Raw genomic sequence first — 23,993 nt, 5'->3', positions numbered from 1 at the left:
TTCGCTATAGCTTTGCCGGTAGAGGCATGAAAACTACGACCTTTGTCGCAAGTGCCAAGCGCCGGCCCCGGCCTTAGCCATGGGTCGAGGCGACAACTATCTCGGGAGACGGTGATGATCGGACGCGCCATGATGGCGGCTCTGCTGGCGGCGACGGCCCTGGCGGGGGCCGAACGGGCACAGGCGGAGCAGGCATCCTCCGCGGGCCGCTCGGTCTTCCCCCTTGCCCCCGACGAACCCGATGCCGTCACCGTCAGGGCGAAGGGCGACGGCCGCGTGGACGACAGCGCGGCGATCCAGCAGGCGCTCGACAAGGCGCGGGACAGGACCGGCCATGGCATCGTCTTCCTGCCGTCCGGCACCTATCGCATCACGCGCACGCTGGTGATCCCGGCGGGCGTGCGCGTCTATGGCGTGGGGCCGACGCGCCCCGTGATCCTGCTGGGCGCCAATACGCCCGGGTTCCAGCAGGGCGTGTCGACCATGATCGTCTTCGGCGGCGGCGACCAGTATAATGTCGGCCAGGTGCCCGTGCCGGTGCCGACCGTCGTCCCGCGCGAAAAGGTGGTGCGCGACGCCAATTCAGGCACTTTCTATTCCTCGATGAGCAATGTCGACATAGAGATCGCGCCGGGCAATCCGGCGGCGGCGGGCGTGCGCTTCCGCATGGCGCAGCATGCCTTCCTCAGCCATATGGAATTCCGCCTCGGCACCGCCTTTGCGGGCGTCTATCAGGCGGGCAACGTCATCGAAAATGTCCATTTCCAGGGCGGCCGCTATGGCATCGTGACGGAAAAGACCTCGCCCGCCTGGCAGTTCACCCTGCTCGATTCCACCTTCGACGGCCAGCGCGACGCCGCCATCCGGGAACATGAGGTGGACCTGACGCTGGTCAATGTCGCGATCCGCAACACGCCCGTCGGGATCGAGATCGACCGGGGCTATGGCGACAGCCTGTGGGGCAAGGATGTCCGATTCGAAAATGTGTCGAAGGCGGGCGTCATCATCTCCAATGAGAAGAATGTCTTCACCCAGGTCGGCTTCGAAAATGCGCTGGCGGTGAACAGCCCGGTCTTCGCGCGCTTCCGCGACAGCGGGCAGGCGGTGAACGGCAAGGGCAGGGCCTATAGGGTGGCGTCCTTCTCCTACGGCCTCGCCGTGCCCACGCTCGGACGGACGGGCGAGTACAGGACGGAGGCGGAGGTGGAGGCGCTGCCCGCCATGCCCGCGCCCAGGACGCCCGCCATCCGCGACCTTCCGGATATGGCGCAATGGGTCAACGTCCGCACGCTGGGCGCGATGGGCGACGGCAGGGCGGACGACACCGCCGCGATCCAGAAGGCGATCGACAGCCACCGCATCCTCTATTTCCCGACCGGCTTCTACAAGGTCACCGACCGGTTGAAACTGCGCCCGGACAGCGTGCTGATCGGCCTGCACCCGGCGATCACGCAGCTTTATATTCCGGACAACAATCCCGGACATGCCGGCCTCGGCACGGTGCTCCCCATATTGGAAAGCCCCAGGGGCGGCGACAATATCCTGTCCGGCCTCGGCCTCTTCACCGGCCGCGTGAACCCACGCGCCTCCGCGCTGCTGTGGCGCTCGGGCGAGAACAGCCTGGTGGACGACGTCAAGATCATGGGCGGCGGCGGCACCCCCACCGCAGACGGCACGATGCTCGGCAGCCTGCGGGTCCACACCGGCGATCCCGTCACGGACGACCGGCTGGACGCGCAATATCCCAGCATCTGGGTCACGGACGGGGGCGGCGGCACCTTCGTCGATGTGTGGAGCCCCAACAGCTTCGCGCAGGCGGGTTTCTATGTCACGGACACCCGCACGCCGGGCCATGTCTATGAAATGTCGGTCGAACATCATGCCCGCAATGAATTCGTGCTCGACAATGTGCATAATTGGGAGTTCCTGGCGCCCCAGACCGAACAGGAAGTGGGCGACGGGCCCGACGCCATCTCGCTCGACATCCGCAATTCCAGCAACCTGCTGTTCGCCAATTATCATGGCTATCGGGTCACGCGCACCTATGCGCCGGAGGAAAGCGCGGTGAAGCTCGCCAATTCGGGCGACATCCGCTTCCGCAACGTCCACATCAACGCCGAAAGCGGCTATGCCACCTGCGACGACGAAGGCTGCGGCACCTTCCTGCGGGCGAGCAAATATCCGTTCGACAATGCGATAGAGGATGTGACGCGCAAGCTGTTCGTGCGGGAAAGGGAGTTTGCGAAGCTCGACATCGGACCGGCGGGCAGCACCATCCCTGCGCCGCCGCCCGGCGGCACGAAGGTCGATAAGCTGGAGGACGGCTTCTGGTCGATCTCCGGCGCGGCGGTGGACCCGCAGGGCGCGCTCTATTTCATCGACCGCCGGTTCCAGCGCATCCACCGCTGGAGCGAGGACAAGGGGCTGGAGATCGTGCGCGACCATGCGCTCGACCCGGTGAACCTTGCCATCGACGCATCGGGCCATGTGATGGTGCTGTCCTCCCTGGGGCCGAAGGCGGGCGTCTATTCCTTCGATCCGGCGGGGCCGAAGGATGCGATGACGCTGATCCGGCCCACTCCGGTGCGCAACGCCGCCGCCGCCCGGACATTGCTGCCGGTCAACTGGTGGAACAATGGCGAGTTTCGCGACCAGCTCGACTTCGGGACCTATCGGTTCACCACATTGGCGGAGATGTTCGCACGCGACGTGGGAACGCCCAAGGCGCAGGAATATCTGTCCCCCGACGGCAGCCTGTCGCTGCCCGCCTTCCGCACCTGGCAGCAGGGGCCGGTCGACCACAGCGGCTGGCGCTGGTCCGACAGCCTCAACGCTTATGGTTTCGTGTCGGGCAAGCCGGGCGAGCGCCTGTTCGTCACCAATGCGTCGGAAAATGTCACCTATAGCGGCACGGTGGGCGCGGGCGGCGCGCTGACCGATCTTCGCCGCTTCGCCAATCGCGGCGGGGAAAGCGTGGCCGTGGACGGACGGGGCCGCGTCTATGTCGCGAACGGGCAGATCTTCGTCTATGGGCCGGACGGCGGGGAAAGCGGCCGGATCGACGTGCCCGATCGTCCGTTGCAGATCCTGTTCGGGGGCCCGGACAGGCGCACGCTGTTCATCCTGACGCACCACGCCCTCTACGCGGCGAAGCCGTAGGAAAACGCCCCCACGGCGCGCCTACGACCTATGTCGTAAGTGCGGCGCGGCGGGCCGGGGGCTAATCTTTGCGGCATCGCCGGGCATGGGCGCAGCCGGCCGGCAACGGGCGGCCAGATATAAAAGGGGAAGGATCAATGAAAGTGACGATCGCAATCCATCGACATCTGGCCGGCGTCAGCCTCGCGGCGGTGGCGAGCATGGCTCTGGCCGGCGCGGCCCGGGCCCAGGACGCGGCCACGCCGCCGACGGCCGCGCCCCAGGCGCAGACGGAGGATGCGGGCGCGGCGCGCAATGCCGACATCGTCGTCACCGGGTCGCGCATCACGACCAGCGGCTTCAACGCGCCCACGCCGACCACGGTGATCGGTGAGGAGCAGATCGCCAACAATGCGCAGCCCAATATCTTCAACACCGTCGCCCAATTGCCTTCGTTGCAGGGATCGACCGGCGCGTCGACCGGCACCTTCAGCACGTCGAGCGGCCAGCAGGGCCTCAGCTCCTTCTCCCTGCGCGGCCTGGGCCCGATCCGCACCCTGACCCTGCTCGACGGCCAGCGCGTCGTCGGCGCGAACGTCACCGGCGTTCCCGACATCAGCATGTTCCCGCAGCTTCTGGTGAAGCGCGTCGACGTGGTGACGGGGGGCGCGTCGGCCTCCTACGGCTCCGATGCGGTCGGCGGCGTCGTCAACTTCATCACCGACACCCGTTTCGAAGGGTTCAAGGGCAATATCCTTGGCAGCATCACCAAATATGGCGACGATGAAACCGCGCTGGTGCAGGCGGCCTGGGGCAAGTCCTTCCTCGACGATCGCCTGCATGTCGTGCTGAGCGGCGAATATGACCATGAAGGCGGCGTGGGCGCCGGCGACTTCGGCACGGACCTCGCCGGCAGCCGCGACTGGTATCGCGCGACGACGCTGATGAACACCGGCCAGCTCAACAACGGCCTGCCGCAGTTCAACTATCGCGACTATGCACAGCCCTATCAATATGCGCGCTACGGCCTCATCAACAACGGCCCGTTGCAGGGCATCGCCTTCGACCGGAACGGCACGCCCTATAATTTCAACTATGGTTCGGGCGGCCAGCCGCTCGGCAACGGCCAGGTCAGCAACTGCTTCCGCGGCAACAGCTTCTGCCAGGGCGGCGACCTGTCGGGCGCGCCGGGTTCGGGCGCCTCTCTGAAATCGGCGCTGGAGCGCATCAACGGCTACACCCGGATCGGCTACGACTTCGCCGACGACAATGAAGCCTATGTGACGGTCAATGTCGCGCAGGTGAAGACCAGCAACCAGCCCAGCCCCGGCTATAACCGGCCCAGCCTGACCGTCCAGTGCGCCAACCCGTTCCTGCCGCAACTGGTGCGCGACCGCTGCGCCACGGCGGGCATCACGGAATTCAGCTTCGGCAGCAGCAACGGCGCCTTCCCCGATCCCCGGGTGCACACCGACCGCAGGCAATATCGCTTCGTCGGCGGGCTGAAGGGCAAGATCGGCGTCGGCGGAACGGACTGGAACTATGACGCCTATTATGAACATGGCATCACCATTTCCGACATCAGGGTGCGGGACATCGTCCTCCAGAACCGCTATGTCGCCGCAACCAATGCGATCACGCTCAACGGCGCCGTCGTCTGCGCCGATCCGGCGGCGCGGGCGGCGGGTTGCCAGCCGATCAACATCTTCGGCGGCTTCACCCCTTCGGATGCGGCGCTGGCCTATGTCGCGCCGCATGAGAACGGACCGTTCCAGCATACGAAGCTGACGCAGGACGTCGCCAGCCTCAACTTCTCGGGCAATCCGTTCGAACTGTGGGCTGGGCCGGTCTCGGTCGCGTTCGGCGGCGAATATCGCCGCGAATTCTATCGCGTGAACGCCGATCCCTATGGCGCGGGCGTTTCGCCGCTCAGCCCCAACAGCCCCGACTATCCGGCCGATCCGCTGCTCAATTCGACGCTGGGCAGCAACTGGGCGGCCGGCAACTACAAGAACGGGCGCGGCAAATATGAAGTGTGGGAAGGCTATCTCGAAGTCGACCTGCCGCTGATCGACAGCGACGCCATGGGCCGCGCGAACCTCAACGGCGCGGCGCGCGTCACCAACTACAGCACGTCGGGCACGGTCTGGACGTGGAAGGTCGGCGGCACCTGGGACACGCCGCTCGACGGCATCCGCCTGCGCGCCGTGACCTCGCGCGACGTGCGCGCGCCGAACCTGTCGGAACTTTTCGCGGCGCCCACGGTGACGACGCTGCCCAACTTCAACGATCCCTTCCGCAACCAGGCGGTGCAGGTGTTCCAGAACACCATCGGCAACACCAATCTGAAGCCGGAAGTGGCCCGCAACACCGAACTCGGCATCGTGCTGGCGCGGCCGTCATGGCTTCCCGGCCTCAGCCTCTCCTTCGACTATTACAACATCAAGCTCAGCGGCGTGGTCTCCACCCTGTCGGCGGACCAGATCGTCCGCTTCTGCTTCGAGGGCAACCAGGCCTTCTGCGGCGGCTTCCAGCTCGACGGGCCGCAGGGCACCAATTTCGTCAATGTCCAGCCCTTCAACCTCGCTTCCTGGAAGACCAGCGGCTTCGACATAGAGGCAAGCTATCAGTGGCAGCAGCCGCTGGGCCTGCCGGGCAGCTTCACCGTCCGGGCGCTGGGCACGCATATCCGCAAGTTCATCGTCAATGCGGGCATTGCGGGCGTCGACCCGGTCGATCAGGCGGGCGCCAACAACGGCAATACGCCGGACTGGAAATGGCTGGCGGTCCAGACCTACGACAGCGGCCGGTTCAGCTTCACGGTGCAGGAACGCTGGATCAGCGACGGCACCTTCGGCAATCAATATGTCGTCTGCCAGTCGTCCTGCCCGGCCTCGACCACGAACCACCCGACCATCGACTATAACCGGATGAAGGGCGCCTTCTACGTCGACATCGGCGCGACCTTCAAGTTCGGCGAAAACCTGTCGATCTACGGCAAGGTGGACAATCTGTTCGACAAGGACCCGGTCGCCGCGCCGCAGACCAACACCGGCCTGGACATCAACCCGGCGCTCTACGACACGCTGGGCCGCATCTACCGCGCGGGGGTTCGCTTCAACTTCTGATCTGCCACTCTCTCCCCCACCTCGTCCCGGCCTTCACCGGCCGGGACTTCTTGTAACTGGAGTATGTCGATGGTTCGTGGATTGAGCGGGGCCTGCGCGTCGGTGCTGCTGTTGCTGGCGGCGGCTGTACCCGCTCACGCTTCTCCATCCGTCTATACCGTTGCGCCCGACGAGCCGCGCGCCGTCACCGTCAAGGGCGCGGGGGACGGCCGGGCGGACGACAGCGCGGCGATCCAGCGCGCCATCGACGCGGCGGCGGAAAAGGGCGGCGGCGGCATCGTCTTCCTGCCGGCCGGCACCTATCGTATCAGCCGGACGATCTTCCTCTGGCCGGGCGTCCGCATCTTCGGCATCGGGGAAAGGCGCCCGGTCATCCTGCTCGGCCGGAACACGCCGGGCTTCCAGCGCGGCGTCGCCCATATGCTGATGTTCACCGGCAGCAAGCGCCAGACCGACCGGGACACGCCGCCCGCCGCCTTCCCCCCGGCGGGCAGCGTGCCGTTCAACAGGACCATCGCGGACGCCAATCCCGGCACCTTCTATTCTGCGCTCGGCAATATCGACTTCCGCATCATGGACGGCAATCCGGCGGCCACCGCGATCCGCTTCCACTCCGCCCAGCACAGCTTCGTCAGCCATGCCGATTTCGACATCGGCTCGGGCCTCGCCGGCCTCTACCATGTGGCGAATGAAGCGGAAGACCTGCATTTCCGGGGCGGGCGCTACGGCATCCTCGCGGAAAAGCCGTCCCCCGCCTGGGGCTTCGCGCTGGTCGACGCGACGTTCGAGGGACAGCGCGACGCCGCCATCCGCGAGCATGAGGCCGGCCTGACGATGGTCAACGTCGCCTTCCGCAACGTGCCGGTCGGGATAGAGATCGACCGGGGCTATGGCGACTGGCTCTGGGGCCAGGACCTCCGGTTCGAGAATGTGGCCAAGGCGGGCGTCGTCATCTCGAACGAGAAGAATGTCTATACCCAGATCGGCTTCCAGAATGTGCTGGCGGCCAACACCCCCACCTTCGCCCGTTTCCGCGAAAGCGGCCGCACCGTCGCTGGCAGGGGGCAGAACTACAGGATCGCCTCCTTCACCCACGGCCTGACGCTGCCGGGCGTCGGCCGCATGGGCGAGTACCGGACGGACATGCAGGCGGAAGCCATGGGCGCGCTGCCGGCCCCGTCCGCTCCCGCCATCCGCCCCTTGCCGCCCGTCCCGGAATGGGTGAACGCCCGCACGCTCGGCGCCAAGGGCGACGACAGGACCGACGACACCGCCGCCATCCAGAAGGCGATCGACAGCCACCGCGTCGTCTATCTGCCCGCCGGCTTCTATCATGTCAGCGACACGCTGCGCCTGCGTCCCGATACGGTGCTGCTGGGCCTGCACCCCAGCCTGACGCAGATCGTGCTGCCCGACGGCGCGCCCGGCTGGGCAGGGGTGGGCGCGCCCAAGGCGCTGGTGGAAAGCGCGAAGGGCGGCGATGCGATCGTCGCGGGCCTCGGCCTCAACACCAACGGCGCCAATCCGCGCGCCACGGCGCTGCTGTGGAAGGCCGGCGCCCACTCCATGGTCAACGACGTCAAGTTCCAGGGTGGCCACGGCACCGACCGCTTCGACGGCAGCCGGGTCAATCCCTACAACAACAATGCCACCGGCGATCCCGATTCCGCCCGACGCTGGGCCGGCCAATATGCCAGCCTCTGGGTGACGCAGGGCGGCGGCGGCACCTTCGCCAATATCTGGAGCCCCAGCACCTTCGGCCATCCCGGCATCCTGATCTCCGACACGGAAACGCCCGGCCGCCTCATCCAGGCGTCGGTCGAGCATCATGTCCGCACGGAAATCGGCCTGAACCGCGTCGCCAACTGGGAACTGCTCGCGCCGCAGACGGAGGGTGAAGCGGGAGAGAGCGGCGACGCCGTGGCGCTGGAAATCAGGGACTCGCGCAACATATTGGTCGCCAATTTCCACGGCTATCGCGTCACCCGCACCAGGGAGCCCGCACCCGCCGCCATTACCCTCTATAATTCCCATGACATCCGTTTCCGCAACGTCCATGTGAATGGCGAAAGCGGCCTTGGCACCTGCGACGAAAATGGCTGCGCGACCTTCCTGCGGCTCACCAAATTCCCGTTCGAAAACGCCATTCGCGACGTCACCCATGGGCTGGACGTTCGCGAACGGGAGTTCGCCGTGCTGGACGTCCCCGCCCGGCCGGAGCCGGTGAAGCCCGCCAGCTTCCTGGGCGGCAGGGTGGAGAAACTGGCAGACGGCTTCCATTCGGCGGGCGGCGGCGCGGTGGATGCGCAGGGCCGGCTCTATTTCATCGATCGCCGCTTCCAGCGCATCTGGCGCTGGTCGGACGAAGGCCGGCTGGAGATGGTGCGCGACGCCTCGCTCGATCCGGTCAACCTCAGCATCGACCGTTCCGGCAATCTGCTCGTCCTCTCCTCCTACGGGCGCAACGGCACGGTCTACAGCGTCAGGCCCGGCGCGCCCGACGGCGAGATCAGCGTCATTCCGGCAACGCCCGTCGCGCCCCACGCGGGCAGGGCCACGGTGCTGCCGGTCAACTGGTGGAACAATGGCGAGTTCAGGGACCAGATCGATCCCAGGACCTACGAATTCACGACGCTTGCCCAGATGTTCGCCCGCGACATGGCGGCGCCCAAGGCGCAGGAATATGTCTCGCCCGACGGCAGCATCGCCCTGCCTGCCTTCCGCACCTTCGCGCAGGGTCCGGCCGACCATCGCGGCCTGCGCTTCTCCGATTCGCTCGACAGCTATGGTTTCATCCAGGGGGAGCCGGGCAGGCGCGTCTTCCTCACCAATGGTTCGGAAAACCGCACCTACAGCGGCCTGGTGGGCGCGGGCGGCGCGATCACCGACCTCAGGCCGTTCGCGGATCGCGGTGGGGAGGGGGTCGCGGTGGACCCGCAGGGCCGGGTCTATGTCGCGAACGGGCAGGTCTTCGTCTATGCGCCCGACGGCAGGGAGGTCGGCCGCATCGACGTGCCGGAACGGCCCTTGCAACTGCTCTTCGGCGGGGAAGGCGGCCGAACCCTCTTCATCCTGTCGCACCACGGCCTCTATGCGGTGAAGCCGGGGCGCGGGGGCTAAGCTCCGGACCGCCGCCACCGTGGAGCCGCGCGAAGCTGCCGGGCGGACAGCCCAGCCGCTTGCGGAACGCGGTGCTGAAGGCGCTGGCGGAATCATAGCCGATTTCCTCCGCGATCCGGCCCAGGGACCTGTCGCCCCGCAGCAAGGCGTGTTTGGCGATCGCCATGCGCCAGCGCGCAAGATATTCGATCGGGCCGCAACCCAGCGCCTCACCGAAGCGCGCGGCGAAGGCGGAACGCGACATGCCCGCCACGCTTGCAAGCTGCGCGACGGTCCAGGGCGCGCGCACATCCTCATGCATGGCCCGCAGCGCGCGGGCCAGCGCGGGATCGCGCATCGCGCCCAGCAGGCCCCGATGGTCCGCTTCCCCACCGCCCGGCCGCCAGCGAAGCGCCTCCACCAGCAGCATCTCCAGCAGGCGCCGGGTGATCAGTTCCTTGCCCGGATGGCTGGACAGGCATTCGTCGGCCAGCATCCCGATCAACTGGCCGAAGCGCGTGGCGCGGCCCTGCGCTGCCGGGATATGGATCAGATCGGGAAGCAATGACAGCAGAAGGGGGGCGTTGGCCCGCTCGAACGCGAAGCTGCCGCCCAATGCGATGAAGTCCGGATCGCCTGGCTGATCCCCGTGCCGCACCGCTTCGCCGCGGGGTTCCACCCAGGTGCAGGGAAGACCCGCTTCGCTGCTCAAGGAAAAGGGCGGGGTGGTCGGCATCAGCAGGAAGTCGCCCTGCGCCAGCCGAAGCGGTGCGCCCCCTTCGAAGGCGACCCAGGCTTCCCCCGCAAGGATGATCGTGAAGCCGGGCGCGTCATGCGCGCGATAGCGAACGCCCCACCGCCCGCGCCCCGTGATCGGCTTGGCGATGGCGGCGCTGGGTCCAAGCAAGGCGATGATGTCGCTAAGGGGATCCATGTTATGGACGATCCGTAATCTTATATGGATCATTGATTATAGATCGTCCGAAACGGTCCGTCTATCGGTCATGCATCGACATCGAGCGAGGCAGACGATGAGCAAGACGATCCTGATCACCGGCACTTCTTCGGGCTATGGCAAGGCCACGGCGCTTCATTTCCTCTCGCAGGGATGGAATGTCGTCGCAACCATGCGACGGCCCGACCCGGCCCTGTTCGGCGGCCATTCCGAACGCCTGCGCCTGCTGCCGCTGGACGTCACCAGCGAGGACAGCATAGCCGCGCTGGTCGCGGCCGCCGGCCGGGTCGACATAGTGGTCAACAATGCGGGGATAGGCGGCGTGGGCGCCTTCGAAGCCATGCCGATGAGTCTGGTCCGCCAGCTCTTCGAAACCAACAGCATCGGCACCATGGCGATGTGCCGCGCATTCATACCGCAGATGCGCGAGCGTGGATCGGGCATGATCGTCAACGTGACGTCCACCGTGGCGTTGGGAGCCTTTCCGCTCGCGGCGGCCTATAGCGCGACCAAGCATGCGATCGAGGGATTCACGGCTTCCCTCGCGCATGAACTCGCCTATTTCGGCGTTCAGGTGAAACTGGTCGAGCCGGGCTATGCGCCCACCACCCGCTTCGGCGCGAACGCCATCATCCCCGTGACCGACCTGCTGCCCGGCCGATATGCGGATTTCGCGCAACCGATCCTCGCGGCCTTCGCGTCGCCTGCCCTGACGACCAGAGAGAGCGACGTCGCGCAAGCCGTCTGGACCGCCGTTCATGACGGGACGGGTCAGCTCCGCTTTCCGGCGGGCGCCGACGCGGTGGCGCTGGCGGAGGGACGCTGATCCTGTTCCGGCGAACCCACGCCCCAGCTCAGCAACACCCCGCCCAAGATCATGGCCATGCCGGCAAGATGGTATCCGAACAGCGGTTCCCCAAGGATCAGGGCAGCCAGCACGGCCCCGAACAGCGGCAGCAGGCTGATCGTCTGTCCGGCGGCGCTGGCGCCCACATGGCTGACCGCGGCGTTGAACGACATATAGGCGATGATCGAGGGAAAGATCGCGACATAGGCGATGGCGGCCATCACGCTTCCGTTCCAGTGCATCCGCGCGATCGCCTGCGTCTCGCTCAACGCGCCCATGCCCATCGCCAGCGCGCCGATGGCGAAGGTCACGAACAGAAAGACCAGCGGGGCGATGGGCGGGCGCAGGCGCAGGCAGGCGGTATAGACCGCCCATGCGCCACAGCCGCATAGCACCAGCAGGTCTCCGATGCCCAGGCGCAGCCGCAGGATTTCGGACAGATCGCCCCTGAACACGATGAATGTCACGCCCAGCGTCGACAGCGCAATGCCCGCGACCCGGCGGAGGGGCGCTCTGTCGCCAAAGGCGATGCGGCTCACGATGACGACGAATGTCGGGATCAATCCCTGCAACAACAGGCTGTTGGCCGCCGTCGTGTGGCGAAGGCCCGAATAGAGGAAGCCGTTGAACGCAGCGACGCCGGCCAGCCCCAGGAACAGGATCGTGCGCCAATGGCGGCGGATCAGCGCGCGCTGGGCCATGACGGGACGCCACGCAAAGGGGGCCAGGATCAGCAGCGCCAGCATCCAGCGGCCGAAGGCCAGCGTCAGCGGCGGAATTTCGCCCCGTACCGCGCGGCCGACTATCGCATTGCCCGCCCAGAACGCCATGGTCATGCCCAACATGGCATAGGCCCGCACCTGCAAGTTCAAATCCTGCCGCCCTTTCCTTTGGAGCACGCCGCGTCAAATCGGACGCAGGTCGCGCGCTCCAGTTTTCCGTTGTCGCATCCTTTCAGGCCGAAAACCGGTTCCCACCCTTCGACAGGTTCAGGACAGGCTTTTCTGCACGACGCACGCCAACTTCGGTCAGCCGTTCCTTAGGCGGGCAGGGGCCGAGAGGCCAGCCTGCTTTCGCTCCTGTTTTTCGCGGCCGTCTGCTTCGGCTGGCGGCGGGGCAGCGGGCTATGCCAATATCTTGAACGGCTGCAACTGGGCGAACAATGCCTCGCGGCTCCTCACGCCGGTCTTGGAATAGATGCGGCGGATATGGGTTCTGACCGTTTCCAGGGATATTTCGAGATTTCCCGAAATCTGTTCGGCGTTCATCCCGCTCATCATGGCGCTCAATATCTTATACTCGCCATTGGTGAGCCGATAAATGTCCTTGACGTCGCCCGACACGATCGACTGGTCGATGAAATGTTTGGCGGAAAAGAACATGATGCCGATCTGCTCGCCCTGTTCTCCCCGCCCGCTTGCCCCGATCGGCCTTCCGCGAAGGATGAGATAATCGTCCGCAACGGGTAGAATGACCATGGAGGAAGATGCGTCGGACCCGGCATGGGCGGCGAACAGCTTGAGCCGTGCGTGGTTTTCCGGTTGCAGGGCGAAGAGGCGGCCGTCCTGTTCCTGCAATTCGGACGAATGCTGCAGCAGGGCTGTGGCGGCCCGATTCTGCCAATGCAGCCGCAAGGAGCGATCGATTATCGCGTGCGGAATGGGATCGGCGTCGACCCAGCTCGCAAAAATCGATTCCCCATCCGCGATGGAGCCTTCAGCCACACATACCCCCCCGGCAGCAGCCTCTCAATCTTGATCTATATCGGTCGAATCGACAGCTATTACGTCGGATATAGAGAAATTGAATAAATTGTCCTTAACAAATTAACAGCCCTTTGTCCCGATCTCGTACATGATGGAGGCGATCTGGGTCGATCTGGCGGAAACTATGCCTTTCATCCGCCTGAATCCGCGACTTTGATGATCGAAGGGTAAGATGCGCTTGTTGCCTGTTAACCATTAAAGCGGCGTCATACCCAATATTGAGTATTAACTTTCGTTAGATATATATTAATACTTTCGACCAGCTCCAGGGGTGGGGAAAGAGAGTCGCGCGTCCTCCCTGAAGTTACGGTCCGGAGCAAACCCATTGGAGACGGGGGCGGTTCTGGCCGATTTTCGTAACAGATGGGGAAGTATTCCATGAAGAAGATGATCCTTGCCTCCGCGGCAGCAATGCTTGTCGCGAGTCCGGCCCTTGCGGCCAACTCGGCCACCGACCAGTTCCAGATCAATGCGCAGATCCCCGAAACCTGCACGATGCAGAACGTCAATGACGTGAACCTCGGCGCGCTGAACATTTCCACGACGGCCGGCAATGGCGCCCTGCTGCTCAGCAGCGATGCGACGCAGAACACCAACCAGTTCTGGGTGAGCTGCAACAAGCAGAACCAGATGACCCTGTCCGGTCCCGCGACGCTCCAGGGTTCGCGCGCCTTCCAGGCGGGCGTCGACGACGCCGGCTTCACCGACAAGCTGAACTACCGTGTCGAGGCTCTGAACTATTTCACGAGCGGTGCGCAGCCCAGCTTCTCCAGCGCGCAGGGTGCCCAGAACCAGACCAGCCGTGGTCCCGTTCACCGCCAGGTGCGGCTGGCTGCGAAGGTGCTGTCGTCCGAAAACACGCTGCGCCCGCTGGCCGGCAATTATACTGGCACCGTTACCGTCACCGTCCAGACTGCGCTCTGAGGCATGGCTTGGATCGGGATTCGCAGACGTTCCTGATCCCGTCGCCGCTCTGACGCGCAATCCATTTCAAGATTCAAGGAAATCCTTATGAAGAAGCTCCTTATGGCCGCCACGGCCGCAGCAGTCCTGATGGCCGGCACGCCCGCTTTCGCTGCCAACACCGACAGCGACACCTTCGACATCAACGCATCGGTCGCCAAGACCTGCACGATGGAGAATATCGGTGACATTCAGCTTGGCACCGTCAACGTCAACACCAACGCCGGCAGCACCGCGCTTTTCATCAACGACGTCGCCAGTAGCTCGACGAACTCCTTCTACGTGTCGTGCAACGACACGAACAGCATGACCATCTCGTCGGCCAATGCCGGTCGTCTGACCACCAGCACCCCGCTGACCGGCGCGGATGCGGGCTTCAAGAACACGATCAACTACTCGCTCGCCGCCGACAATTACCGTAATGGCGGCCTGCTGCAGCAGCCCGGTTTCCGCCGTTCGGCGCTGTTCGGCCTGGTCCAGCTCAACAACGGCGCCTCGCGCGGCGCGCTGCATCGCCAGGTCAAGTTCGACGCATTGGTCGATCCTCTGAACAACCTGGATGCTCGCCCCGTGGCTGGCACCTACACCGATACCGTGACGGTCACCGTCACCGCGAGCTGATCGCAGCATATCACGGGAATTGGGGGAGTCGTTCATGGCTTCCCCGATTTCCGCCGTTCATGATCGAGGGGGGAAGAGGACGATGTTCCTCAAATGGGTGAAATTCGTTCTGCCGCTGCTTCTGCTGACGGGCATGGCGACCGGCGCTCAGGCTGCGCGGGTCACGCCGATGTCGGTGGATCTGGAGCCGCAAGGTACGCGGTCCACGGCGCGGATCGAGGTCGCCAATAATGAAGACCGCCAGTTGCCGATGGAAGTGCGCATGTATCGCGGCGTCATCGGGGAACGCGGCGAACTGACGCTGGAGCCCGCCGACGACCGGTTCATGGTCTTCCCGCCCCAGACGCTGATCGCGCCCAACGGCAAGCAGGTCTTCCGCATCCAATATCTGCCGGACGGCCCGCTGACGCAGTCGGAGGTCTATTATGCCGCCGTCAGCCAGATCCCGGTCCAGCTTCCCGCCGAACAGTCGCGCATCCAGGTCGTGATGCGCTTCAACGTGCTCGTCAACGTCGTGCCCGACGGGACGACGCCCGATCCGGTGGTCGCCCAGATCGCACCGATTTCCCGGGAGGTCGAACTTGGTCCGGACGAAAAGGCGCCGGAGGACAAGGATGTTCGCAAGACCAGGACCGAAAACGGTCTGGAAGTGCGCATCGAGAACAAGGGCAATCGCTATTTCCCGGCCGGCCGGTCCGGTTGGACCATCAGCGGCGTCGATGGCGCGGGGAAGCCCTATAGCGCGGAATACAACGCCGCTCAGATGAGCGAAATGATCGGAATGGGAATCGTCGCCCCGGGTCGCGCCCGCGTCTTCTTCATCCCGACTCCGGAAAAGATGGCGGCTGGGGCGACGGTGACGCTGAAGCGCTGATCCATTGAACATGCCCGAGGGGGGGCAGGGTGAAACATCTACTCTTCAGCGTCGCCACAGGCGCATTGGTCGCATCGTCGACTATCGCGCTGGCGCAGGCGGCCGGGCAGCCAAGCGCAGGCGCGCAGCCCCCGGCTGCACCCGCACCGCCGGGTTCCGCGCCGCGCCCTGCGGACAAGGGCCTTCAGATGACCCTGCCCCTTTTGCGGCAGGGCAATGTCTATGGTGACGTCTCTGCGACGGTCTATATGGACGGCACAGTTCTTTTCGACCGCCAGTCCCTGATCGAGCATATCGCACCCCTGCTGTCGGAAAGCGGACGGATCAAATTCGCCGCCGTCTTGCCCGGCACGCCTTCCGTGTCGGTCGCGGACGCGGAAAGAGCGGGCGTCACCCTCATCTACGATTCGTCCGAATTGCAGGTGCGCGTGGATCGCATCGACGGGACCATGGTCGCTGCCCAGGCCTTGGGGGAGGCCGTGCGTTTCTCGCTCCCCGCGACGACGCTGGAGCCGGAGACGTTCAGCGCCTATCTGAACATGATCGGGGACATGCGGGTTACGGATTTCCGCGACTTCGAAAAGCCCGCGATGATCCTGCAGGGCGCCATGCGCTATCGCGGCGTCGTTCTGGAGTTCGACGGCGGTTACGACCAGGCGCTGACGGGCGGAGGCGGCTTCTACCGGCGTCAGGCGCGGCTGGTCTATGACGAATATCAGAAGCAGCGGCGCTGGACGGCGGGCGACCTTCAGCTCAACGGCCTGTCGATCACTTCCGGCACGCTGCTGGGCGGCATCGCTGTCGAAAAGGGCAGGCGGACCTTCACTGGCAGCACGCCGCTCGTCCAGCTTGGCGGGCAACAGGTTCTGCTGGACCGCGATTCGACCGTCGATGTGATCGTCGACGGCCAGCAGGTGGAGCGGTTCCAGCTCAATTCGGGCACTTACGACCTCTCCCGGCTCCAGGCCCAATATGGCGGCCGCAATGCCCAGCTGTATGTCACCGATGTCAGCGGGCGGCGGCAGATCACATCCTTCGACTCCTATTTCAACCCGTCCGATCTGGTGGCGGGCGAAACCGAATATGGCGCCGCACTCGGCTTCGTGCCGACCGACTTCCGCGCTCAGCCGATCTATGGTCATTCTCCCGCGCTGTCGGCCTATTATCGCCGGGGCATCAGCAACCGGCTGCTGCTCGGCGGCGCGGTGCAGGCGGGGGATGATGTGCAATTGGGCGCAATCGAGATAATTTCCACGCCGCGCACCATCCCTGGCCGCTTCGAATTCTCCAGCGCCATCAGCACGGGGCGGGGCACCGGCTATTCGCTGCGCGGCGCCTATTCGCTGCAATTCGGCTATGGCATCCAGGGCAAGCAATTGTCCGTCAGCGCCGATTATCGCAGCAGGAATTTCTCGACCCTGTCCGACGCCATCGGTTTCGGGCGCTTCCGAACCTTCACGCTGACCGCCAATTACGGCCAGCAACTCAGCGAGCGCACCAGCCTGGTCGTCGGCGGCAACTGGTTCGAGCGGGAGGGGTTGAGGGGAACCAAGCTCGCCTTCGTCGATGTCATGCACCGGGCGTCTCGCTTCCGGCTGACCGGTGGCGTGGAATATGGCAAGGACGTGTTCGGACGCAGTTTCGGCGCGCGCATCGCGCTGGTCGTGCCCTTCGGCCAGAAGACGCGGGCGGAGGCAGGTTATAACAGCCGCCGGGACGATGCGCGTCTCACCCTGACGCGCAGCTATGACGATACGGTCGGGTCCTTCGGGTACGACATCGCGGCGCGCAATTCGGACGGCATGGCTTCGGTCGACGGGTCGGCGACCTATATCGGCAACCGCTTCTATTCGCGCTTCACTACCATCTCTTCGGGCAATGGTTTCTCGCGCATCGACGACCGGCAGGACAGCCGCCTTCAGATCGGTACCTCGATCGCCATGGCGGGGAACAGCATCGCCGTCGGGCGGCCGGTTTCCGACAGCTTCCTTGTCGCGAAGGCGCATGAGGCGCTCAAGGACAAGCAGGTCGTGGTGGGACAGTCGGTGGACGACGGCAAGGTGGAGGCGCAAAGCGGCACCTGGGGTCCGGCCATGGACGGGCGGCTCAACAGCTATAACCGTCAGAGCATTCAATATGACCTGAAGAACGGGACGGAGGGCTATGACATCGGCACGGGCGTGCACACCGTCAATCCGCCCTATAAGAGCGGTTACAAGCTTGTCGTCGGCAGCGACGCCAACATCAGCGCCTACGGCTTCCTCTATTATCAGGGGGAGAAGGTCAGCCTGCTGGGCGGCACCATTTCGGCGGTGGACGATCCGGACTTCGAGCCGCAACCCTTCTTCACCAATTCGGCCGGCCGTTTCGCCACGCAGGGCCTTCGTCCCGGCAAGAGCTATCGCGTGGAACTGCGCAATCCGGACATGATGTTCACGATTCATGTCCCCGCCGACACAAAATCCTTGCTACAACTGGGCGATGTGACGGCCCGCCCCGCCACCGGGACACAGGAGTGAATATGATGCGCCGATTTTGCCGCTGCCTGGGTTTCGCATCGCTCGTCATGCCGGCCCATGCCTGGGCGGAATGCCAGCCCTCCTTCATCGAGGGGCCTCGCGAGGTCCGCCTTGCCGCCGGCGACGGCATGGACCAGCGGCAGTTGACCGAACCTTTCCGCATCATGATACGCAATGACGGCGACAGTGAATGCCGCCTGCGGCTTCGGGTGACGCGGGATCTGGGCGCATCCGACGCCTCTTTCCCCAACTACACACTGAACGGCCCGGGCGGAAACATCGCCGTGACCTCCGCCTCGCCTGCGGATGTATCCAGCGGTGGCGGCGTCGTCATTCTGCAGCCGCATGCGCGCAGCCCGGTCGGCTATACCGTCAACGTGCCGGTGAACTGGGGCATGCGAAGCGGCGATTATCGCCAGCAGCTGATCTTTGCCCTGTCGGAAGACATCGGCAACACGCCGCTGGATACGGCGCAGGTTCGGTTGAAGCTGGAAATTCCGGCGACGGCGCGCATTCGCTTCGCCGGCGTCGGCGGGGAAGGGGGAGCGGCCCGGATCGACCTGGGCGAACTGTCCACCACCATGCCTACGGTGTCGCAGCCCTTTGCGGTGCGCGTGCTCAGCACATCCGGCTATCAGCTACGTTTCGCATCGCAATATGGCGGAATGCTTCGGCGGACCGATGGGCCGGACGTCATTCCCTACCGGCTGTTCGTGGATGGCCGCGCCTTCAACATGGCGACCGGCGATCAGATCAATGTCGGTGAGCATACCGGGTCGCAGGGCGACGTGCATGCGGTTTCCATCACCGTCGATCCGGACCCGACCTGGCATGCCGGCAAATATACCGACCGGGTGACCGTCGCCGTTACGCCGATCTGATTGCGGGGTTGCCCGGTCCCGGCCGGATCAGAAATAAGTGATGGTGAGATTGATCGCCAACGGCGATTGAAGCGCACTATATTGCACGCCGATCGGGCGCATGCCGAATTTGGCGCCGACACGGTTGGCAACCGGCGTCCAGCCCGATGCATTGAGCTGACGCGAAAGCCCGGCATAGCTGAACCGCACCTGCTCGTTCGGCGCCAGTTCGCGATAGGAAGCGACAACCTGAAAGCCGTCCGCACTGTTGCAAAGCTCCATCACGCTTCCCGACTGAAAGCCCGCACCCTCGCTTAGCTGAACGGGATCGCTGTCGATCTCGCAATAGGCCGGAACCACGGCCCTGACAGCGAAGGATCCCTTCGCGGTCTCGGCCGCGGTGGCGGGGTTGGCCAGCAGCAATGCCGACGAAAAGATGGTGGACGCAGCGCATAGTCGAACGAATGTCATATCCGGCCCTTTCGGTTGCCGTTCGTCTAACATCCGCGAATTAAGGAATGCTTGATGCATTATCCTTAACGAACCGTCTCCGACGGGCCGAAATATGGCCGAAATCGGCTGAACGAAGAGGGGAAGGGTTTGGAGACGTTCCCGCTCTCGCGTTCAGCCGAGCGAAAAGCGGGGAAGTATCCGGATTTCGCCAACGCAGTGTATCACTTCGGTTCCGGCAGTTCATCAGTCAAAAATGTAAACCATCCGTTACGGACTTTCGACCTTTTGGGTGATGCCCGATGGAGGGGCTATGCGCTGATCCAGTCCCTGCGCAGCGCCTTGCCCGCGAGCGCCATGAACAGTCCGGCCAGCAGGTAAAAGCCCAGCGCCGCGATGATCGCATAGCGCAGGGCTTCGTGGCCGAATTGCGGCGTCAGCGCATCCGACAGCGCGCCGACGCTCCAGCTGCCAAGGCCCAGGCCCACCAGATTGTTGATCAGCAGGAAGGTTGCCGATGCGCTCGCACGCATATGGGCGGGCACCAGATGCTGGACGGCGGTCAGCACCGGGCCCAGCCAGACATAGACCAGCGCCTGCGGGATTAGGAACAGGCAGAAGGCGAAGGCCACGCTGTCCGACAGCACGCCGATGACGAACAGCGGCATGCCGACGATATAGCTGGCGGCGGGAACCCAGGCATAGGCGGCCCTGTCGCGTCCGCCGAGCCGATCCCCCAGCCAGCCGCCCAGCAATACGCCCGCCACGCCGCCGGCCAGCAGCAGTGCGCCGAGAAACTGTCCCGCACCCATCAGATCGAGGCCGAAGCTGCGCATCAAAAGGCTGGGGAGCCAGAAGGCGACGCCATAGCCGCAAAGCGACGAGCAGGCCGCGCCCAGGGCAAGCAGCCAGAAGCTGCGCTTGGCCGCCAATATGCCGAAGACGGCGGAAACCGGTATAGCATCGGCCTGCATGTCGGGGCGAGCCGGCTCCCGGACGGTGAGGCGGAAGATGGGCGCGATGATCAGGCCGGCCAGGCCGACGACAATGAAGGCCGTGCGCCATTCGACCGTCTGCGCGATATAGCCGCCCAGCAGCACGCCGCCCGCCGAGCCGAGCGGAATGCCGAGCGAGTAGATGGAAAGGGCGCGGGCGCGCTGGCCTTGCGGGAAATAGTCGGAGACGACGGCATAGGATGGCGCGACGCCGCCTGCTTCCCCCACGCCGACCCCGATGCGGAACAGGAACATCTGCGCGAAACTGCCCGCCATGCCGCACAGCGCGGTGAAGCCGCTCCAGACCGCAAGGCTGGCGGTGATGACCCATGTGCGGCTGGTGCGGTCCGCCAGCAGCGCCAGCGGGATCGCCAGCGTCGAATAGAGCAGGGCGAAGGCGATGCCGCCCAGCGCGCCGAGCTGCGCGTCGCTAAGGCCCAGTTCCGCCTTGATCGGCCCGGCGAGGATACCCAGGATCTGCCGGTCGAGGAAGTTGAAGGTATAGACCAGCAGCAGCATGGCGAGGACGATCGCGCGATAGCCTTTGCCTGCCGTTTCCTGCGCGCGTCCGGTCATGCTGCCGCTGGTCCCTTGCAAATTAGAAGCGGAAGCCCGCCGTGATCGTCCAGGTGCGCGGGTCGCCATAATAGACAGTCTGGATGTTGCCCACGCTGGAAAATTCCTGCCCGTCGGTCTTGTACAATTCCTTGAAGGCATTCTTCACCGCGCCGCGCAGATAATATTTGCCCTCCGCGAAATCGGCCTGAACATAGGCGTTGGCGATGGTATAGCCGTCTTCCTGAAGGCCGGGGCGGTTGTCCACCGACAGCCACTGCTTGTCCACGAAGCGCATGTCCCCGCCCAAGGTCAGCGACGCGCTGCCCAAGGGAATGCTGTAGTCCGCCGCCAGCCGCACCGTCATGGGCGGCGCGAAGGGGGGCTTGCAGGTGATGGCGTTGCCGGTCGGATTGCAGGAGAAGGCGGGCGCGCGGCGGCCGTCGTTGAACTCCTTGTAATCGGCGTTGAGATAGCCGACAGAAGCCGCGACGTTCAGGTTGCGCATGGGTTTTACCGAAGCCTCGAACTCGACGCCCCAGATGCGCAGCTTGCCTGCGTTCACGACGGGGAAGGAGCCGCCCGCGATGCCGGTGGTGCCGCCGCCGACACGGGCCTGGAAGTCCTTGTAGTCGGAGTAGAAGGCGGCCGCGGACAGATTGACCCGCCCGCCCAGGAAGCTGCCCTTGGCGCCCGTCTCATAGCTCCAGACCGTCTCCGGCTTGAAATAGGGGATGATGGTGGTGACGCCGTCCACCACCTGCGTCACGTCGCCCAGCCCGTTGACGCGGCCGTTGAAGCCGCCCGACTTGAAGCCCTTGGAAACGGTCGCGTAGAGCAGCGTCTCGCGCGTCGGCTTGTAGGATAGGGTCGCCATCGGCGTCCACGCGTCGAAATCGACATGGTCTAGGTCATTATAGGGCGCCGGCAGGCTGCCGGGGAAGAGGAAGGGCGCTGTCTGCGCGCCGGCGAGCACCGTATAGGTGGACCGGTTATACTCCTTGCGTTCCTTCGTGTAGCGCAGGCCTGCCGTGATCGAGAGCTTCCGGGTCAGATCATAGGTCATCTGGCCGAAGGCGGCGTAGCTCTTCACATTCTGGTGATCGTCGATGAAGCGGGTGAAGGTCAGCGGCAGGATAAGGCCGGGAGCGGCCTGAAGCTGAAGATAATTGTCGTCATAGCTTTCCTGATGGGACCGGATCGTCTCATTCAGATAATAGAGCCCGAACACGCCCGACAACGGGCCGCTGTCATATTTGAGCTGCAGTTCCTGGCTGAACTGCTTCTGATGCACGCCGACGAAGGCGTCCGCCACTTCCAGTTCGGTGGCGTCGAAATCGATGTAATAATCCGGGCGCAGCTTGCGATAGCCGGTGATGGAGGTCAGCGTCACCGCGTCGTTCAGTTCGACATTGGCGGTGAAGGACAGGCCCCAATGGTCGAGCCGCTGGCCCTGGCCCGGCGCCAGGCTGGTCGACGCCTTGTAATCATATTTGCCATAGGGATAGGCGGGCTTCACCACCGGCACCCCGATCACCTGGAAGGCGGAATTGTAGAGCACGTTGGTGAGCGGCGCGGTGGCATAGCCCAGTGTCGGCGCCGTCCGCTGGCGGGTATAGTCGCCCGACAGGATCAGTTCCACCCGGTCGCTGGGTGTGGCGCGCAAAATGGCGCGGCCGGCCTTGGTGTCGCGATCATTATATTTGCGGCCGGTCAGAGGATCGGTGACAGTGCCGGCGCGCTTGTCATAGACGCCCGCGATGCTGAGGGCGAGCTTGTCCTGCACCAGCGGCGCGGAGACATAGCCGTTCGCCAGCCAGGTGTCGTAACTGCCATAGGTCAGGCTGCCCATTGCCTTGAAGTCGGTGGTGCTGGGCTTGCGGCTGACGATGTTGACCGCGCCGCCAATGGTGTTCTTGCCATAGAGCGTGCCCTGCGGGCCGCGCAGCACCTCCACCCGCTCGACGTCGAACAGGTTCACCAGCGCGCCCTGGATGCGGCTGAAATAGACGCCGTCGACATAGGTGCCGACTGCCGGATCGAAGGTCTGGAGCGCGTCGGGCTGGCCGATGCCGCGGATGAAGAAGTTGGAATTGGAGGTGGAGCCGCGTCCCTGCACCAGATTGACGTTCGGCACCGCCCCCTGAATGCCCGACATGTCGTTCGCCTGGAGCCGGGCGATGCTTTCCGACGAGATGGCGGTGACGGACACCGGCACGTCGAGGATATTCTCCTCCCGCCGGCGAGCGGTGACGATGATCTCGCTGCCGCTGTCGAATGCGGGCGTTTCATTTTGCGCGATGGCTGGAAGCGAAACGGCGCCGCCCCATGCTGCGGAGGCGAGCGCGGCGATACGCAGGGAATGGCGAGCCTTCATGGACGGTTCCTCTCCTGAAATACGCCCGGAAATCCGGGTCGCGGGACTGTTCCTGCGATTCGATAATGAAAGTTGAACCAACTTTCAACTTGAAATAAGGACGCATGACGGGAACAGGCCGGATGCGGCAAAAAGATCACGGATGGGGAGGATGACGGATGACGGATTTGCTGGGCGAAAAGGACAAGACGCCGCGCACCGCCCGCGGGGAAAGAACCCGCCGGGCGCTGTTGTCGGCGGCGGCCGAGGAGTTCGGGGAAAAGGGCTTCCACGAAGGGTCGATCAGCGGCATCACCCGGCGGGCAGGCTGCGCGCTGGGCAGCTTCTACACTTATTTCGACAGCAAGGACGACATCTTCCGCGCGCTGGTCGCGGATATGTCCGGACAGGTGCGGGACTATGTCGGGCCGCGCATCGCGCAGGCCCGCGACGGGATCGATGCCGAACGGCTGGGGCTGCTGAGCTTTCTGGAGTTCGCGCGGAGCCACAAGGAAATCTACCGCATCATCGATGAGGCGGAGTTCGTCGACCAGGCGGCCTATCGCACCCATTATGAGAGCACGGCGTCTCGGATATTGGTCCGGTTGCGCGAGGCGGCGGCGCGCGGGGAAGTCTCCGGCGAGCCGGATGAAATCCATGCCTGGGCGATCATGGGCATGAACGTGTTCCTGGGCCTGCGCTTTGGCGTTTGGGACGACAGCCGCCCCGTTCAGGAGGTGGCCGCGATCGCCAACGCGCTGATCGAGCGCGGAATCGGAAGCGGCGGCAGGGATGGAAATCCTGACAACGCCTGACGGCCAATCTCCATGAGTCCTGGAGGCATTCCACCCATGATCTCATCCGAAT

The 23,993-nt window shown here is 64.7% G+C and carries 16 protein-coding genes; 10 read left to right on the top strand and 6 right to left on the bottom strand.

What is annotated here, in order from left to right:
* The first annotated feature begins 114 nt into the window (after positions 1 to 114).
* The 3 genes from A8G00_RS09455 to A8G00_RS09445 all read left to right on the top strand — a co-directional run bounded on the left by A8G00_RS09455 (position 115) and on the right by A8G00_RS09445 (position 9,386).
* The gene (locus tag A8G00_RS09455; protein WP_103000491.1) at positions 115 to 3,159 is read left to right on the top strand and encodes a glycosyl hydrolase family 28-related protein; all 3,045 of its coding nucleotides are present in this window, start codon (positions 115 to 117) and stop codon (positions 3,157 to 3,159) included.
* Positions 3,160 to 3,296: 137 nt separating this feature from the next.
* The gene (locus A8G00_RS09450; protein ID WP_103000490.1) at positions 3,297 to 6,266 is read left to right on the top strand and encodes a TonB-dependent siderophore receptor; all 2,970 of its coding nucleotides are present in this window, start codon (positions 3,297 to 3,299) and stop codon (positions 6,264 to 6,266) included.
* A 69-nt stretch (positions 6,267 to 6,335) separates the two neighbouring features.
* Positions 6,336 to 9,386, top strand: a complete 3,051-nt coding sequence (locus tag A8G00_RS09445) for a glycosyl hydrolase family 28-related protein (protein ID WP_103000508.1) — start codon at positions 6,336 to 6,338, stop codon at positions 9,384 to 9,386.
* On the opposite strand, the gene A8G00_RS09440 is transcribed toward A8G00_RS09445, so the two are convergent.
* Entirely contained in the window at positions 9,334 to 10,299 is a 966-nt protein-coding gene (locus tag A8G00_RS09440) for an AraC family transcriptional regulator (protein WP_044661137.1), read from the bottom strand. The two genes, A8G00_RS09445 and A8G00_RS09440, sit on opposite strands and share 53 nt — an antisense overlap.
* A 97-nt stretch (positions 10,300 to 10,396) precedes the next feature.
* Here A8G00_RS09440 and A8G00_RS09435 point away from each other — a divergent pair, with 97 nt between their 5' ends.
* A complete protein-coding gene (locus A8G00_RS09435; protein WP_025549220.1) occupies positions 10,397 to 11,146 on the top strand; it encodes an SDR family oxidoreductase in 750 nt (249 codons plus the stop codon).
* Here the strand turns inward: A8G00_RS09435 and A8G00_RS09430 are convergent.
* Together A8G00_RS09430 and A8G00_RS09425 are read right to left on the bottom strand one after the other, a co-directional pair.
* A complete protein-coding gene (locus A8G00_RS09430) occupies positions 11,092 to 12,039 on the bottom strand; it encodes a DMT family transporter (protein ID WP_229742664.1) in 948 nt (315 codons plus the stop codon). The genes A8G00_RS09435 and A8G00_RS09430 overlap by 55 nt on opposite strands.
* A gap of 252 nt (positions 12,040 to 12,291) precedes the next feature.
* Complete coding sequence (locus tag A8G00_RS09425; RefSeq protein ID WP_025549219.1) at positions 12,292 to 12,891, bottom strand: helix-turn-helix transcriptional regulator; 600 nt, start codon at positions 12,889 to 12,891, stop codon at positions 12,292 to 12,294.
* Between the two features lie 420 nt (positions 12,892 to 13,311).
* On the opposite strand from A8G00_RS09425, the gene A8G00_RS09420 reads away from it, so the two are divergent.
* The 5 genes from A8G00_RS09420 to A8G00_RS09400 all read left to right on the top strand — a co-directional run bounded on the left by A8G00_RS09420 (position 13,312) and on the right by A8G00_RS09400 (position 18,791).
* Positions 13,312 to 13,857, top strand: coding sequence for a spore coat protein U domain-containing protein (locus tag A8G00_RS09420; RefSeq protein ID WP_044661138.1), 546 nt, complete (start codon positions 13,312 to 13,314; stop codon positions 13,855 to 13,857).
* Between the two features lie 87 nt (positions 13,858 to 13,944).
* Complete coding sequence (locus tag A8G00_RS09415; protein ID WP_025549217.1) at positions 13,945 to 14,517, top strand: spore coat protein U domain-containing protein; 573 nt, start codon at positions 13,945 to 13,947, stop codon at positions 14,515 to 14,517.
* 82 nt (positions 14,518 to 14,599) lie between these two features.
* The gene (locus tag A8G00_RS09410; protein WP_025549215.1) at positions 14,600 to 15,391 is read left to right on the top strand and encodes a molecular chaperone; all 792 of its coding nucleotides are present in this window, start codon (positions 14,600 to 14,602) and stop codon (positions 15,389 to 15,391) included.
* A gap of 29 nt (positions 15,392 to 15,420) precedes the next feature.
* Positions 15,421 to 17,910, top strand: a complete 2,490-nt coding sequence (locus A8G00_RS09405) for a hypothetical protein (protein ID WP_128830744.1) — start codon at positions 15,421 to 15,423, stop codon at positions 17,908 to 17,910.
* Between the two features lie 2 nt (positions 17,911 to 17,912).
* Complete coding sequence (locus A8G00_RS09400) at positions 17,913 to 18,791, top strand: hypothetical protein (protein ID WP_037482525.1); 879 nt, start codon at positions 17,913 to 17,915, stop codon at positions 18,789 to 18,791.
* 27 nt (positions 18,792 to 18,818) lie between these two features.
* On the opposite strand, the gene A8G00_RS09395 is transcribed toward A8G00_RS09400, so the two are convergent.
* From A8G00_RS09395 to A8G00_RS09385, 3 genes are all read right to left on the bottom strand, one after another.
* Positions 18,819 to 19,241, bottom strand: coding sequence for a hypothetical protein (locus A8G00_RS09395; RefSeq protein ID WP_025549211.1), 423 nt, complete (start codon positions 19,239 to 19,241; stop codon positions 18,819 to 18,821).
* 290 nt (positions 19,242 to 19,531) lie between these two features.
* Positions 19,532 to 20,791, bottom strand: coding sequence for an MFS transporter (locus A8G00_RS09390; RefSeq protein ID WP_103000489.1), 1,260 nt, complete (start codon positions 20,789 to 20,791; stop codon positions 19,532 to 19,534).
* Positions 20,792 to 20,813: 22 nt separating this feature from the next.
* Positions 20,814 to 23,147, bottom strand: a complete 2,334-nt coding sequence (locus A8G00_RS09385) for a TonB-dependent receptor (RefSeq protein WP_025549209.1) — start codon at positions 23,145 to 23,147, stop codon at positions 20,814 to 20,816.
* Between the two features lie 158 nt (positions 23,148 to 23,305).
* On the opposite strand from A8G00_RS09385, the gene A8G00_RS09380 reads away from it, so the two are divergent.
* Positions 23,306 to 23,941, top strand: coding sequence for a TetR/AcrR family transcriptional regulator (locus tag A8G00_RS09380; RefSeq protein WP_025549208.1), 636 nt, complete (start codon positions 23,306 to 23,308; stop codon positions 23,939 to 23,941).
* The last annotated feature ends 52 nt before the right edge of the window (positions 23,942 to 23,993 follow it).

This window comes from Sphingobium sp. SA916, assembly GCF_002894065.1.
Taxonomy (GTDB): Bacteria; Pseudomonadota; Alphaproteobacteria; order Sphingomonadales; family Sphingomonadaceae; genus Sphingobium; species Sphingobium fuliginis.
Note: the sequence above shows the minus strand (reverse complement) of the source record. Positions and strands in the feature narration are given on the sequence as shown.